Annotated in this window: 12 protein-coding genes; 7 read left to right on the forward strand and 5 right to left on the reverse strand. The window is 71.8% G+C overall.

Going from position 1 to position 12,682, the window contains the following annotated elements; genetic code table 11:
- Positions 1-103 precede the first annotated feature (103 nt).
- Positions 104-1,150: a glucose 1-dehydrogenase gene (locus C7C45_RS08935; RefSeq protein ID WP_208641105.1), complete on the forward strand. Its 1,047-nt coding sequence runs from the start codon at positions 104-106 to the stop codon at positions 1,148-1,150.
- A gap of 16 nt (positions 1,151-1,166) precedes the next feature.
- Here C7C45_RS08935 and C7C45_RS08940 read toward each other — a convergent pair whose 3' ends face one another.
- Positions 1,167-2,603 (reverse strand): DUF2252 domain-containing protein, encoded by a 1,437-nt coding sequence (locus tag C7C45_RS08940; protein ID WP_341866480.1) that lies wholly within the window; start codon positions 2,601-2,603, stop codon positions 1,167-1,169.
- 103 nt (positions 2,604-2,706) lie between these two features.
- Between C7C45_RS08940 and C7C45_RS08945 the strand changes: the two genes are divergently transcribed.
- Complete coding sequence (locus tag C7C45_RS08945; RefSeq protein ID WP_110563138.1) at positions 2,707-3,639, forward strand: hypothetical protein; 933 nt, start codon at positions 2,707-2,709, stop codon at positions 3,637-3,639.
- Positions 3,640-3,698: 59 nt separating this feature from the next.
- On the opposite strand, the gene C7C45_RS08950 is transcribed toward C7C45_RS08945, so the two are convergent.
- Positions 3,699-4,280, reverse strand: coding sequence for an NADH-quinone oxidoreductase subunit B (locus tag C7C45_RS08950; RefSeq protein WP_110563139.1), 582 nt, complete (start codon positions 4,278-4,280; stop codon positions 3,699-3,701).
- Between the two features lie 196 nt (positions 4,281-4,476).
- Between C7C45_RS08950 and C7C45_RS08955 the strand changes: the two genes are divergently transcribed.
- The 4 genes from C7C45_RS08955 to C7C45_RS08970 all read left to right on the forward strand — a co-directional run bounded on the left by C7C45_RS08955 (position 4,477) and on the right by C7C45_RS08970 (position 8,165).
- On the forward strand, positions 4,477-5,037 hold the full coding sequence (locus C7C45_RS08955; RefSeq protein WP_110563140.1) for an RNA polymerase sigma factor: 561 nt from the start codon (positions 4,477-4,479) through the stop codon (positions 5,035-5,037).
- Positions 5,030-6,229, forward strand: a complete 1,200-nt coding sequence (locus C7C45_RS08960; protein ID WP_146247298.1) for a hypothetical protein — start codon at positions 5,030-5,032, stop codon at positions 6,227-6,229. The genes C7C45_RS08955 and C7C45_RS08960 overlap by 8 nt, the downstream gene beginning before the upstream one ends.
- Before the next feature lie 171 nt (positions 6,230-6,400).
- Positions 6,401-6,964 (forward strand): RNA polymerase sigma factor, encoded by a 564-nt coding sequence (locus C7C45_RS08965; RefSeq protein WP_425271123.1) that lies wholly within the window; start codon positions 6,401-6,403, stop codon positions 6,962-6,964.
- Positions 6,957-8,165, forward strand: a complete 1,209-nt coding sequence (locus C7C45_RS08970) for a hypothetical protein (protein WP_110563142.1) — start codon at positions 6,957-6,959, stop codon at positions 8,163-8,165. Before C7C45_RS08965 ends, C7C45_RS08970 begins: the two co-directional genes overlap by 8 nt.
- Positions 8,166-8,207: 42 nt before the next feature.
- Here the strand turns inward: C7C45_RS08970 and C7C45_RS08975 are convergent, their stop codons facing one another.
- Genes C7C45_RS08975 through C7C45_RS08985 form a run of 3 tightly spaced genes read right to left on the reverse strand, consistent with a single transcriptional unit; the run spans position 8,208 to position 11,460 of the window.
- Positions 8,208-9,704 (reverse strand): pyridoxal phosphate-dependent decarboxylase family protein, encoded by a 1,497-nt coding sequence (locus C7C45_RS08975; RefSeq protein ID WP_110563143.1) that lies wholly within the window; start codon positions 9,702-9,704, stop codon positions 8,208-8,210.
- Positions 9,701-11,113, reverse strand: coding sequence for an MFS transporter (locus tag C7C45_RS08980; RefSeq protein WP_110563144.1), 1,413 nt, complete (start codon positions 11,111-11,113; stop codon positions 9,701-9,703). The genes C7C45_RS08975 and C7C45_RS08980 overlap by 4 nt, the downstream gene beginning before the upstream one ends.
- Before the next feature lie 32 nt (positions 11,114-11,145).
- The gene (locus C7C45_RS08985; protein ID WP_110563145.1) at positions 11,146-11,460 is read right to left on the reverse strand and encodes an MGMT family protein; all 315 of its coding nucleotides are present in this window, start codon (positions 11,458-11,460) and stop codon (positions 11,146-11,148) included.
- A gap of 13 nt (positions 11,461-11,473) precedes the next feature.
- Between C7C45_RS08985 and proB the strand changes: the two genes are divergently transcribed.
- The gene (gene proB, locus C7C45_RS08990; RefSeq protein WP_110563146.1) at positions 11,474-12,631 is read left to right on the forward strand and encodes a glutamate 5-kinase; all 1,158 of its coding nucleotides are present in this window, start codon (positions 11,474-11,476) and stop codon (positions 12,629-12,631) included.
- Positions 12,632-12,682: the final 51 nt, after the last annotated feature.

Below are 12,682 nucleotides of genomic sequence, written 5' to 3' on the forward strand. Positions count from 1 at the left end.
ACCTCCCGCCGGTACGAGCCCGGCCCGCGCCCGTCCGCCGCCGATGCCCGACGATCTGCCGGCTTTGGGCGCGGCGTCGCCGTCGGCGGGGAAAGATGAGGGCGTGCGCGCTGTGACTGTGACACCCGGGGTCGCCAATACGCTGCGCCTCATCGAGGATCAACCCGAGCCGGCTCCCGAGGAGGGCTCGATCCTGGTCGAGGCCCTGGCGGTGGGAATCTGCGGCACCGACCACGAAATCATCAGCGGCGAGTACGGCGAGGCACCGCCGGGCGCGGACCGCCTGGTCATCGGGCACGAGTCGTTGGGCCGGGTCCTGGAGGACCCGACCGGCACCCTGCAACCCGGCGACCTGGTGGCCGGGGTGGTCCGGCATCCAGACCCGGTGCCCTGCTCCAACTGCGCGGTCGGCGAATGGGACATGTGCCGCAACGGGCAGTTCACCGAGCACGGCATCAAGGGCCTGCCCGGCTTCGCCCGGGACCGCTGGCGGCTCCAACCACGCTTCGCGGTCAAACTCGACCCGACGCTGTCGCGGGTCGGCGTGCTGCTCGAACCGACAAGCGTGGTCGCCAAGGCGTGGGACCACATCGAGCGGATCGGGCACCGCGCCGAGTGGCAGCCCCAGACGGTCCTGGTGACCGGGGCCGGGCCGATCGGGCTGCTGGCCGCGCTGCTCGCCACCCAGCGCGGGCTCGCCGTGCACGTGTTGGACCGGGCGACCGAGGGCCCGAAACCGGAGCTGGTCGCCGCCCTCGGTGCCACCTACCACGCGGTTCCGGTCAATGATCTGCCCTTCGAACCGGACGTGGTGGTCGAGTGCACCGGGGCACCCACGGTGGTCCTCGACGTCATGTGCAAGGCGGGGCCAACCGGGATCGTCTGCCTGGCCGGGGTGTCCAGCGGCGGCCGGAGCATCGACTTCGACGCCGGGGCGCTCAACCGCGCGCTGGTCCTGGAGAACAACGTGGTGTTCGGCTCGGTCAACGCCAACCGCCGACACTGGGACCTCGCCGTGGAGGCCCTCACCCGTGCCGACCAGGGCTGGCTCGGCTCGCTGCTCACCCGCCGGGTGCCGGTGGAGGCGTACGCCGAGGCGTACACCGCCGGGCCGGACGACATCAAGGTGGTGCTGGAGTTCGCGTCCTGAGCGACGCCCCGCCCGATCAGAGGCCCGGCAGCCGGCCGTTGCGGAACAGGTCGACGAAGAGCTGGTGATCCTGTCGGGCGCGCACCCCGTACGCGTGCGCGAAGTCCACCAGGTGGGTGACGAAGCCCGACTCGTCGGCGTCCACCGCAGCGACGATCGCCTCCTCGGTGGAGTAGTCCACCAGGTCGTGGCTGGATTCGTCGTCGGCGACCGAGTGCATCCGGGCCACCGCCCGACCGAGGTCGACGAGAACCCCGGTCAACTCCTCCGGCTCGTTCACGTCCGACCAGTCCAGGTCGGCCGCGTACGGGGAGACCTCCGCGACGAGCTGGCCGACCCCGTCCAGCTCGGTGAAGCCCAGCCACGGATCGGCGTGCGCCTGCAACGCCCGCTGCGACTCGGCGGTCCGGTGCCCCTGGTGCTGGAAGTAGCCGCGGACCGACTCGTCGGTGACGTACCGCGCCACGGCCGGCACCTGCGCCTGCTTCATGTAGATGACGACGTCGTTCTCCAGGGCCTGGGTGTGCCCCTCCAGCAGCAGGTTGTACGACGGCAGGCCGGCCGAGCCGATGCCCACCCCCTTGCGCAACACCACGTCCTTGATCCGCGCCTCGACCGGCCGGAGCTGCGTCGACGCCACGGGCAGGGTGCCCAGGTAGTCCTGGAAGGCGGCACGAACCTTGTCGCGCGTGGCGTCGTCGATCTCGAAGACCCCGTCACCGACGGAGAAGCGTCGCTCGTAGTTGTCGATGGTGGTCTGTGCGGCGAGCAGGTCGACGCGGGTGCTGAGCCGAGCCTGCTGGAGCACCCGGCGCAGCACCCCGTCGGCGTTCTCCAGGGTGATCGAGCCGATCGCGTCGTCGCCGCCGGCGGCGATCGCCCGCAGCTCGGTCAGGTACGAGCGGGCGAAGCCGGCCACCAGCTCCCCGATCGAGGTGTCGGAGAGCGCCTTGCTGTAGCCGAGCAGCGCCACGCTGGCCGCGAGCCGGCGCAGGTCCCAGGTGAACGGCCCGACGTACGCCTCGTCGAAGTCGTTGACGTTGAAGACCAGTTGCCCGGAGGCGTTCATGTAGGTGCCGAAGTTCTCCGCGTGCAGGTCGCCGTGGATCCACACCCGGCTGGTCTGCTCGTTGCTGAACCGGTCGTCGGCGAAGTCGCCGAGCTGGTCGGCGTAGAACAGCGCGGCGCTACCCCGGTAGAAGGCGAACGGGGACGCCGCCATCTTGCGGAACTTGCGGCGGAAAGCGGCCGGGTCGGTCGCCATCGACGCGCCGAACTCCTCGGTGAGCACGTCGACGATGTGGGCGGACCGCTGGTCCGTGGAGCTGGTCATGTTGGGCAGGCTAGCCCGGCCCGGCAATCCCGTCGTCGGAAACCACCTCGTCCCGGGTGGCCGACGGGTGAATACGGGGTGGCGGCGGACCACATGATCACCGATGCTGGGTCGCAGCACATTGACGGTTGTTCAGCGGCAACCAAACCATGGGTCCGCTGACGTCTATCCAGTCAGCCGGCGCGACCGACGCCGGGCGCCATCACGGGAGGACCACAGCTCCATGTTCAGAAAAACGGGGACACTGCTCACCGCCGTACTGCTCGGCCTGACCGCGACTGTCGCCACCGCCGGACCGGTGGCCGCCGCACCCGCGGACACCGTCGGTGGTGAGCTCTCGCTCACCAGGCTGATTTTCAACCCGACCGAGCGTGGTTATCAGGGCAGCGTCGAGCTGACCGTCACCAACACCGGCAGCGAAACCGACTACCTGTACTACAAGATGCGCGAGCCGGTGCCGGGGGCCTTCGAGTTCAGGGGCAGCGATTGCGATTCGGTCGACATGAGGGTGGAGCAGAACCGCCGGGTGGCCAACTGCTCCTCGCCGGACTGGATGACGCTTGACCCGGGCGAGAGCTTCCGGGTCACGTTGGACTTCCAGGTGTTGACCAACCCGCGAAACTACCCGATGAGCATGGGCGGAGGTTGGGTCGAGCTTTACTCTGTCGAACAGGACGAGCCGGTGGCGATCAAGTCGTTCGGCGCGCTGTTCCGCTCCACCACCGGGTCACTGATCCGCCCCCGGCCGTATGTCCAGGACACTCAGCCGGACGCCGCCATCGAGTCGGTGGGCCCGGTGACCCTCGACCCGGAAGGCAGCGGCATGCTCCTCCTGCCGGTCACCATCAGCTACCGGGGGGATGCGCCGCACTACAGCCTCGACATCAAGGCCAGTCCACTGCCCGCCGGGTCGCTGATCCACTACACGGTGCCGGCGGACGGCCCGGTCGGATCGAACCAGGCCCTGGTGCCGGGGGTGCAGATGATGGCCGGCGAGGTGCGTAGCTTCGGGTTGCTCATCAGCCCGCCGACCGACCCGTCCGACGCGCAGGACGTCATCACCCTGGAGCTGTTGACCAACTGGTACGGGGGCCCCGACGCCAACCCGAGTGACAACACCGCCCAGACCACGCTGGCCGTGAGCGCCAACAGCTGACAGTTTCGCTCCGACCGCCGCTCGGATCTGTCCGGCCGGCGGTCGGGCTGCTTCCGCCGTCAGGTCGCGGCAGGCGGGCGTACCGGCGGGGCGGTGAGCGAGTCGACGGAGCGGGGGGCGGCGGCTTCGCGGGGCGGTGCGTCCAGCGGAGCGGCCAGCACATCCCGTTGCGGCACGCCGCCGATGCCGGACTGCTCGGCGGCGATCTTTTCCTGTAGGCGCAGGATGCCGTGCAGCAGCGCCTCCGGCCGGGGTGGGCAGCCGGGAACGTAGACGTCGACCGGGATGAGCTGGTCGACACCCTTGGTCACCGAGTACGAGTCCCAGTAGGGGCCGCCGCAGTTGGAGCAGGCACCGAACGAGATGACGTACTTCGGCTCGGGCATCTGGTCGTAGAGCCGCTTGATCGCCGGGGCCATCTTGTCGGTCACCGTGCCGGACACCACCATCAGGTCGGCCTGCCGGGGGCCGTGGGCGAACGGGATCACGCCGAGCCGGATGAAGTCGTGCCGACCCATGCTGGTGGCGATGAACTCGATCGCGCAGCAGGCCAGGCCGAAGTTGAAGACCCAGAGCGAGTAGCGGCGGCCCCAGTTCAGCACGAACCGGATCGGCTCGCCGAGCACTCCCGGCAGCTGCACGAGCGCCCCCTCTCCTCACCGACAGTGAATCACAGGCGGCGTCGACGCGGTCCGGCAGTGAGCGGCCTGAGCACCCGGCCAGGTGTCCCGGACCTGACAAGAGATCGGCACCGATTGACGCGCAACCTACCGGCACCCTCGCTTGTGTGACCAGTGCTGGCGAACACACCGCCAGCAACCACCACGGGGAGGACGAGTGCTTGTGACGAGAGACGTGCGGGTGGGTGAACGCCCGCCGGACCCGCCCGGAACCGCAGCCTCGGCGCAGGCAGAGCTGCTCTTCGACGAGTTCTACCACGCCCACTTCCGCGGACTGGTGGTGCAGCTGACCGCGTACACGGGTGACCGTGGGCAGGCACAGGACCTCGTCCAGGAGGCGTTCTGTCGGGCGTACGCCCGCTGGGACCGGCTCGCCCGATACGAGGATCCCCTGGCCTGGGTACGCAAGGTCGCCTGGAACCTCGGCCACAACCGCTGGCGGCGGCTGCGGACCGCCCAGACGTGGCTGCTGCGGCAGCGGGAGACACACGTCGCGGAGCCCAGCCCGGACCGGGTCGCCCTCGATACCGCCTTGGCGAAGTTGCCACCGAAACAGCGGCGTGCCGTGGTGCTGCACTACCTCGCCGACCTGACGATCGCGGAGATCGCCGCCCAGGAGCAGGTCGCCGAAGGAACGGTGAAGTCCTGGCTGCACCGGGGCCGGACCACACTCGCCACACACTTGCGCGACACCAATGAGGAGGTGCGGGATGTCTGAGCAGGAGACCCTTGCCCTTGCCGAAGAGTTCGCCCGCTACCGCCGTACTGCGCTGGCAGAGGTCGAAGCGCCGGGACCCGCCGCCGTTCGACGGACGGTACGAGGTCGCAGCCGGCGCCGGCTGGGGGTCACCGCCACGACGGCGCTCGCGCTGTTCGGCGGATCGGCCATCGGGTACGCGGCGATGACCGGCCCGGACCACCGGCCGGGCCCGGTCGATCCGACGCCGAGCGTGTCGGCGTCGCCGACACCGACGCCGAGTTCAACCCCCAGCCCTTCCGGGACCAGTGCCAGCCCGACCGTGCCCGTGCCGGACGGCCGGATCAGCCGGGCCCAGTTGTTGGGAGCGTCGGTGACCCTGCCGGCTTGGCGGGCCGGCCCAGGCTGCCCGACGGCACAGACGCGGCTCAGCGGCGACGACCGCGAGGGCGTCAACTGGCTACTGGCGCTCGACCACGGCGACGTCGACGGGGACGGGGCGGTGGAGACGGTGGCGCTGGTGCAGTGCGTACTCGGCAGCGGCGGGCCGATGCAGGTCGTCGCCTTCGACCGGAACGAGGCAGGAAAGGTGGTGACGCTCGGCCGGGTGGTCGCGACCACCATCGACAAGCCGCAGTGGCTGTTCGCGCTTGATGTCGTCGACGACGGCACGGTCCGGGTGCAGGTCGGTGACATCGCTCCCGGCGGCGGCTGGCCCGCCGAGTGGTCGCAGCGGCAGTGGCGGGGCTACCGCTGGAAAGGTGACGCCTTCGCCCAGGTCTCCGGGCCGACCGCCTTCGGTCAGAATCCGCACTCGGCGGACGTCTCGGTCACCACCACGGAGCTCGTGCTGACCACGGCGGACGACGGCTCCCGAACGGGTACGGCCACGGTGCGGATCCGTAACCGGGGCACCGGACCGGTCGCCCACGTGGCGCTGCGGCTGGGCGTACCCGCGTCGGTGCGCCCGGACGTCGACGGGTGGGCACCGTGCGTGGGCGAGCCCCAGCACACCAGCGAGCCGGTGACCTGCAACCTGGGCCGACTCGCGGCGGGGGCCGAGGTGCAGTTGGACCTGAGCTTCCGGGTAGCCGAAGGGATCGTGCTGGGCACGGGGAAAGCCGACGTGGATGTCCGGCCGATGGACAGCGGATTCGACTTCCTGCTGGACGTGAACGACGCCGACAACCAGGTGTCGATGACCTACCGCTGACGATCCGATCGCCGCCGGCCGCGCCGCACGCCACCGAGGCGTACGACGCGGCCGGGGACGGCCTCGGGCGGAAACTGTCAGATTCGCGGCCGAGCAAGGCGCAACCACATCCACTGTTGTGAAGTGTTACCCCCGCCCAGGGCACCGGCCCGACGGCAACGGGGAGGGGCAGTGACAGCGATGACGGGGGGCCGCGCCAACGAGCCACCGGTGGTGACGAGGACCGGCGCGTCGGACGCGGTGACGACGACCTTCGACGAGTTCTACCACGCCCATTTCCGAGGGGTGACCGCGCAACTGTGCGCGTACACCGGGGATCTTGGGCAGGCGCAGGACCTGACTCAGGAAGCGTTCCTTCGAGCGTTGGCCCGTTGGGACCGCCTGGTCCGCTACGACGATCCGGTGGCCTGGGTCCGGCGGGTCGCGTGGAACCTGGCCCGCAGCCGGTGGCGTCGGCTCCGCACCGCCCGCAACCACCTGCTGCGGCAACGGCGCACCGAGGCGGAGGTCGCCGGTCCGACGCCCGACCGCGTGGCCATCGACGCGGCGCTGGCGAAGCTGCCCCCCAACCATCGCCGGGCCGTCATCCTGCACTACCTGGCCGACCTGTCGGTGCATGAGATAGCCACCCAGGAAGGGGTGGCTGAGGGCACCGTCAAGTCCTGGCTGCATCGCGGCCGGACTGCCCTGGCCGGCCTGCTCGACGAGAACACCGAGGGGGTGTGCGATGCGTGACCTCGACCCACTGCGCGAACGGTTCGCCGTGTACCGCAGTGACGTGACGGGCCAGGTCGTCGGTCCCGGGCCCGAGCAGACCCGGCACGCCCTGCGCCGACGGCGGCGGACCACGGCGGCGGCCCTCGCGGTCGCGGCGGTGCTCCTGGTGTTGGCCCCGGTCATCGCCCACGCCGCACTGCGAGACGATCGAAGCACCCCGCTGCCGGCGGAGTCCGTCGAACCGACCGCCCCGCCGACGTCCGGCCCGACGCCGACCGTCACCGGGTCGCCGAGCGCGTCGGCGACCCCCACGCAGACGCCGCCGGAATCGATCAGTCGAACCCAGCTACTCGCCGCCCGCCTCGATCTGCCGGCCTGGTCGCCGGGCGTGTCGAAGACCTGCACCACCTCGAACGTGCGGTTGAGGACCATGGCGAACGAGGGCTCCGTGCAGGTGCCGGTGCTCGCCGACGTGCCGGTAGTTCACACCGACCTGGACGGTGACGGCGGTGACGAGACAGTCGCCGTCGTCGGCTGCCGGATCGGCGAGGCGTTGGCAAAGCAGGTCGTCGCCTTCGACCGGAACACCAGTGGGCACGTCGTGACACTTGGCCGGGTCGTCCGGACCACCGACGATGTCGAGGACATCCTCGGGCTGAAGGTCACCGCGGCCGGCTCGATCGAGGTGCGGGTGGCCGACCTCCAGCCGTGCTGCACGACACCGGAGTACTGGAAGCAGGAGCAACTGCGCACGTACCGGTGGGAGGGGAGCCGGTTCACGCAGACCAACGGCCCGACGAAGTTCGGGAAGGACCCCCGGCTCACCGATCTGCGCTTGACCATGACGTACGAGCTGGGCGGGTACGTCGACAACGACGCGCGGCAATATCTCACCACCGTCCTGACCGTCAAGAATGCCGGCCCCCGAGACGTGGAGCGGATCAGCTTCGAAGGACTGGGCCTGGGCGACCCGACGGGCGGCGACTGGTCGAAGTGCGGCCCGCCACCGCCGACGGAGCCGAGCGCCGAAGCTTGCCTGCTCCCCGGGATACCGGCCGGCGAGAGCCGCCGGTACACCTTCGAGGAGCTGATTCCCGGCGGGGCACGACAGGAGTACCTGGCTCCGCGCAGCTTCACGGTGGTGCACTGGGACCGGCAGGACCGCAGATGGCGCGACCTGACACCCGACAACAACAGGGTCACGCTCGATCTCACCTGAGCCCGCTGGTGCCCTGCCCCCTTGCGGGCAGGGCACCGCGGTTCAGGCGCTCGCCTGCCAGGCGGGGCGTTGCAGCAGCCCGACGAACTCCACCAGCAGCCGTTCCCGCAGCGCGGGCGGCGCCGCGTCGAGCAGTGTGTTCACCACCGCCATCCGGTCCGGTGTCGGCGCGTCCCCGGCACCGAGCCCGAGCCCGTCCGCGAGCCCGGCGACCAGCTCGGGCGTGAGCGCGTCCGGCGTCAGGGCCGTCGCCAGTGCCATCAGCTCGGGCGGGAGGGCGACCGGGCCGGCAGCCCGGGCCGCGGCCACCGCGTCGGCCAGGTCCGGGGCGAACTCGGCCACCCGGGGCGCCACCGAGGCGGTCACCGTGAGGTGCACGCTGGCCGGCAGACCGGCGTACGACAACTGGGGTTGGGTGTGCCAGCCACGCGCGGTCAGCTCGTCGACCAGGACGAACAGGTCGGGGCCGCCCTCGATGGCGGTGAAGCAGACCACTGTGGACTCGGGCTCGGCCAGCAGCCGCAGCCCGTGCACGGCACGGACCGCATCGGCCAGGCCGGCGACCGCGTCCCGGGTGACGGCCGCCAGCCGCAGGTAGCCGTCGTCGCCGAGGTGTCGCACGGTCGCGTACGCGGCGGCGATCGGCCCGCCCGAGCGGGTGGACGCGAGCACCGGGTTGATCATCGTGTAGCCGGGCCAGTCGGCGTACGCGAAGTACTGCGGGGCACGCAGCGCGGCGTCACGATGCAGCAGCACCGACACTCCCTTCGGCGCGTACGCGTACTTGTGCAGGTCCACCGAGATGGAGGTGACCCCGGGCACCGCGAAGTCGAACGCCGGCACCGGCTCCCCGAGGCGGCGCAGGTACGGCAGGGTCCAACCGCCGAAGCAGGCGTCCACGTGGCAGCGCACCCCGGCGTCGGCGGCCACGGCCGCGATCTCCGTTACCGGGTCCACCACTCCGTGCGCGTAGGACGGCGCGGAGCAGGCGACCAGCACCGTCTCCGGGCGGATCGCGGCGGCCATCGCGGCCGGGTCGGGACGCAGCGTGTCCGGCGAGACCGGCACGACGTCCAACGCCACCCGCAGGTAGTGCGCCGCCTTGGCGAACGCGGCGTGGGCCGTCGACGGCACCACGATCCGGGGCGCGGTGATCTCCGGGTGGGCGTCCCGGGCCGTCTTGACGGCGAGGATCAGCGACTCGGTGCCGCCGCTGGTGACGCTGCCGACGACGTCCGGGGCGGTGGTGCCCGGGCCGGCGCCGAGCACCCGGCCGGCGGCGCCCACCAGCGCGTTCTCCATGGCCAGCAGGGACGGGAACGCGGTCGGGTCCAGCCCGTTGACGTGCGCGCTCTCGCGGTGCGCGGCGGCGGCCAGCTCGTCCAGCCCCGGCACCGCCGGGTCGTAGACGTACGCGAACAACCGCCCGCCGTGGGTGGGCCGATCACCAGCGCGCAGGCGACGAACCTCTGTTAGAACCCGTTCCGGGGAAACCCCGGCAGGAAGCACCCCAGGCCCCACCCTGCTCTCGTCGATCATGGAGTAGTGGTGCCCTTCTCGTGACGGTCCCCCACTGCGATCTCCTGGTCGACGCTCCGGTCGTGCGTGGCGGCGGCGGCCAGGACGGCGGGGGTCAGGGTGTAGCGGCGCAGAAGGAGGATGGGCGGGGCCACCAGCAGCGCCGGCAGCACGGTGAAACCGAGGAGGACGCCCAGTCGGGCCGAGTCGGACTGGGCGGCTGCCGCGCCGGTGTCGGAGGACACGTAGCCGGAGAGCTGCAGCACCAGGCCGTAGATGCCCGGGCCGAGCGCCAGGCCGAAGGTCTCCCCGGCGGTCCACAGGCCGGTGAAGACACCCGCCTGCCGTCGACCGGTGCGCGCCGTGTCGTACGCGACGCAGTCCGGCAGCATCGCCAACGCGAAGACCTGCTGCCCGGCGTACCCCACGCCGATCACCGCGACCACGAGGTAGACCGCGGCCGGCGGCAGCACCGGCGCGGCGACCAGGGCCAGCGCCCCGGCGGCGAGGATCAGCGAGGCGACGACCAGTGCGGTCCGCTTGCCCAACCGGGCACCCACCCGGGTCCAGATCGGCATCACCAGCAGCGCCGGCCCGACGAAGCAGACGAAGAGCAGGGTCGGCCCGCTCTCGTCGTCGCGCAGGATCTGCCCCGCGAAGTAGCTGACCCCGGCGAGGATCGTCGCCACCCCGGCGGACTGCACCACGAAGCAGATCAGCAGCGCCCGGAACGGGCGGTTGGCGGCGGCCACGGCGAGTTGGGCGCGCAGGGTCGGCTCGCTGCCGCCCACCGTGCCGATCGGCGCGGACCGGGTGCCGAAGAACGCACCGAGGGCGCCGAGAGCGATCAGCGCCGCCACGAACAGCCCCATCCACCGGTGTCCCGCCACACCGCCGCCACCGGCGGTCACCACCAGCGGGGCGACGGCGCCGGAGACCAGGATGGCCAGCGCCAGCACCGCGATCCGCCAGGTCATCAGCCGGGTGCGCTCGGCGTAGTCGTCGGTCAGCTCCGCCGGCATCGCCACGTACGGCACCTGGAAGAAGGCGAACGCGGTGGCCGTGGCGAGGAAGGCGAACGCCACGTACGCCGCGGCGGCCGGGCCGTTACCGAACGGCGCGGCGAAGATGGACGCGAACAGGACGGCGAGCGCGAGGCCGCCGCTGAGCAGGTACGGCCGGCGGGCGCCCCAGCGCGACCGGGTGCGGTCGGAGATCCGCCCAGCGACCGGGTTGACCAGCACGTCCCATGCCTTCGGCAGCAGCACTAGCAGGGCGGCCAGCCCGGCGGCCACACCCAGCGTGTCGGTCAGGTAGGGAAGCAGCAGCAGGCCAGGCACGGTGCCGAACGCGCCGGTCGCCAGTGAGCCGAGCGCGTAGCCGGCGTGCACCGGTCGGGGCAGCGAGCCGGCGCCGGGCGGCGTTTCCATGGGGCCGAATGTTACTCACGTTATGTCGTAGGTCACATCCCCTCATCCGGTGACCAGCCCGCCGCCCCGATGTCCACGCCCTCGCCGCGCAGCGGTGCCCCCTCGGCGCGCAGTCGGGCCCGCGCCTCCCGCTCGTGCCCCGGTGGCAGCCGGCCGGCGGAGGTCACCACCCGGTGCCAGGGCACCGAGCCGCCGTGCCGGGCCATGATGTTGCCCACCAGCCGAGCCGAGGCGCGACCCGAGCGCTCGGCGAGCGCGTCGGCGACCGCCCCGTACGACATCACCCGACCCTCCGGGATCCGCTCGACCAGGTCGAGTACCGCCTCGACGTACTCGTCAGGAGTCACAATCCGCCACCATATGGGAACGCCGCCGGGCGGTGCGGCCGTGACCGCGCAGAATGGTCGGGTGCGCGACGCAGTCACGGCGGCCCGGCGGGTCGTCGTCAAGATCGGATCCTCCTCGTTGACCACCGCCGGCGGCGGGCTGGCCGACGAGCGCGTCGACACGCTTGTCGACACCCTCGGCCGGCTCACCGCCGAAGGGCGCGAGGTGGTGCTGGTGTCCTCCGGCGCCATCGCCGCTGGTCTCGCCCCGCTCGGGCTGCCCCGACGTCCGCGTGACCTGGCCACCCAGCAGGCCGCCGCCAGCGTCGGGCAGGGGCTGCTGATCGGCCGGTACGCGGCCAGCTTCGCCCGGCACGGCCGCACCGTCGGGCAGGTGCTGCTCACCGTCGACGACGTGACCCGGCGGGCGCACTACCGCAACGCGTACCGGACGCTGCGCAAGCTGCTCGACCTGCGGGCGGTGCCGATCGTCAACGAGAACGACACGGTCGCCACCCAGGAGATCCGCTTCGGCGACAACGATCGGCTGGCCGCCCTGGTGGCCGCGCTGGTGCATGCCGACCTGCTGGTCCTCCTCTCCGACGTGGACGCCCTCTGGACCGGCGACCCCAGCAAACCGCACTCGACCCGGATCGCGGAGGTCCGTGACGACGCGGACCTCGCCGGGGTCACCATCGGCGGGGTCGGCCGCTCCGGTGTCGGCACCGGCGGCATGGTGACCAAGGTCGAGGCGGCCCGGATCGCCACCGGCTTCGGCATCCCGGTGGTGCTCACCTCCGCCGACCTGGCCGCGCCGGCCCTGGCCGGCGAACCGGTCGGCACGCTGTTCCACCCGCAGCGGCAACGCCCGACGGCCCGGCTGTTCTGGCTGGCCCACGCCACCTCGCCCCGGGGTCGGCTGCACCTCGACCCGGGCGCGGTGGCCGCCGTCGTCGGGCGGCGCAAGTCGCTGCTGCCCGCCGGCATCACCGCCGTGGACGGCACGTTCACCGCGGGCGACCCGGTGGACCTGGTGGACACCGCAGGCGCGTCGGTCGCCCGGGGGCTGGTCAACTACGACGCGGTGGAGCTGCCGGGGCTGCTCGGCCGTTCCACGTCCGAACTCGCCGCGGCGCTGGGCCCGGCGTACGAACGAGAGGTCGTCCACCGCGACGACCTCGTCCTGCTGTGAGCAGAGGGCCTTCCCACCACCTAGGAGTGTCGGCATGAGCGAGCGTCAGCG

The sequence above is a fragment of the Micromonospora arborensis genome, assembly GCF_003205615.1.
Lineage (GTDB): Bacteria > Actinomycetota > Actinomycetes > Mycobacteriales > Micromonosporaceae > Micromonospora > Micromonospora arborensis.

What these genes read in the sequence shown, in the direction of transcription:
- C7C45_RS08945 (WP_110563138.1), top strand. Translation starts at nt 2,707, where the DNA reads ATGTTCAGAAAAACGGGGACACTGCTCACCGCCGTACTGCTCGGCCTG.
- C7C45_RS08960 (WP_146247298.1), top strand. Translation starts at nt 5,030, where the DNA reads ATGTCTGAGCAGGAGACCCTTGCCCTTGCCGAAGAGTTCGCCCGCTAC.
- C7C45_RS08970 (WP_110563142.1), top strand. Translation starts at nt 6,957, where the DNA reads ATGCGTGACCTCGACCCACTGCGCGAACGGTTCGCCGTGTACCGCAGT.
- C7C45_RS08975 (WP_110563143.1), bottom strand. Translation starts at nt 9,704, where the DNA reads ATGATCGACGAGAGCAGGGTGGGGCCTGGGGTGCTTCCTGCCGGGGTT.
- C7C45_RS08980 (WP_110563144.1), bottom strand. Translation starts at nt 11,113, where the DNA reads ATGGAAACGCCGCCCGGCGCCGGCTCGCTGCCCCGACCGGTGCACGCC.
- proB (WP_110563146.1), top strand. Translation starts at nt 11,474, where the DNA reads ATGGGAACGCCGCCGGGCGGTGCGGCCGTGACCGCGCAGAATGGTCGG.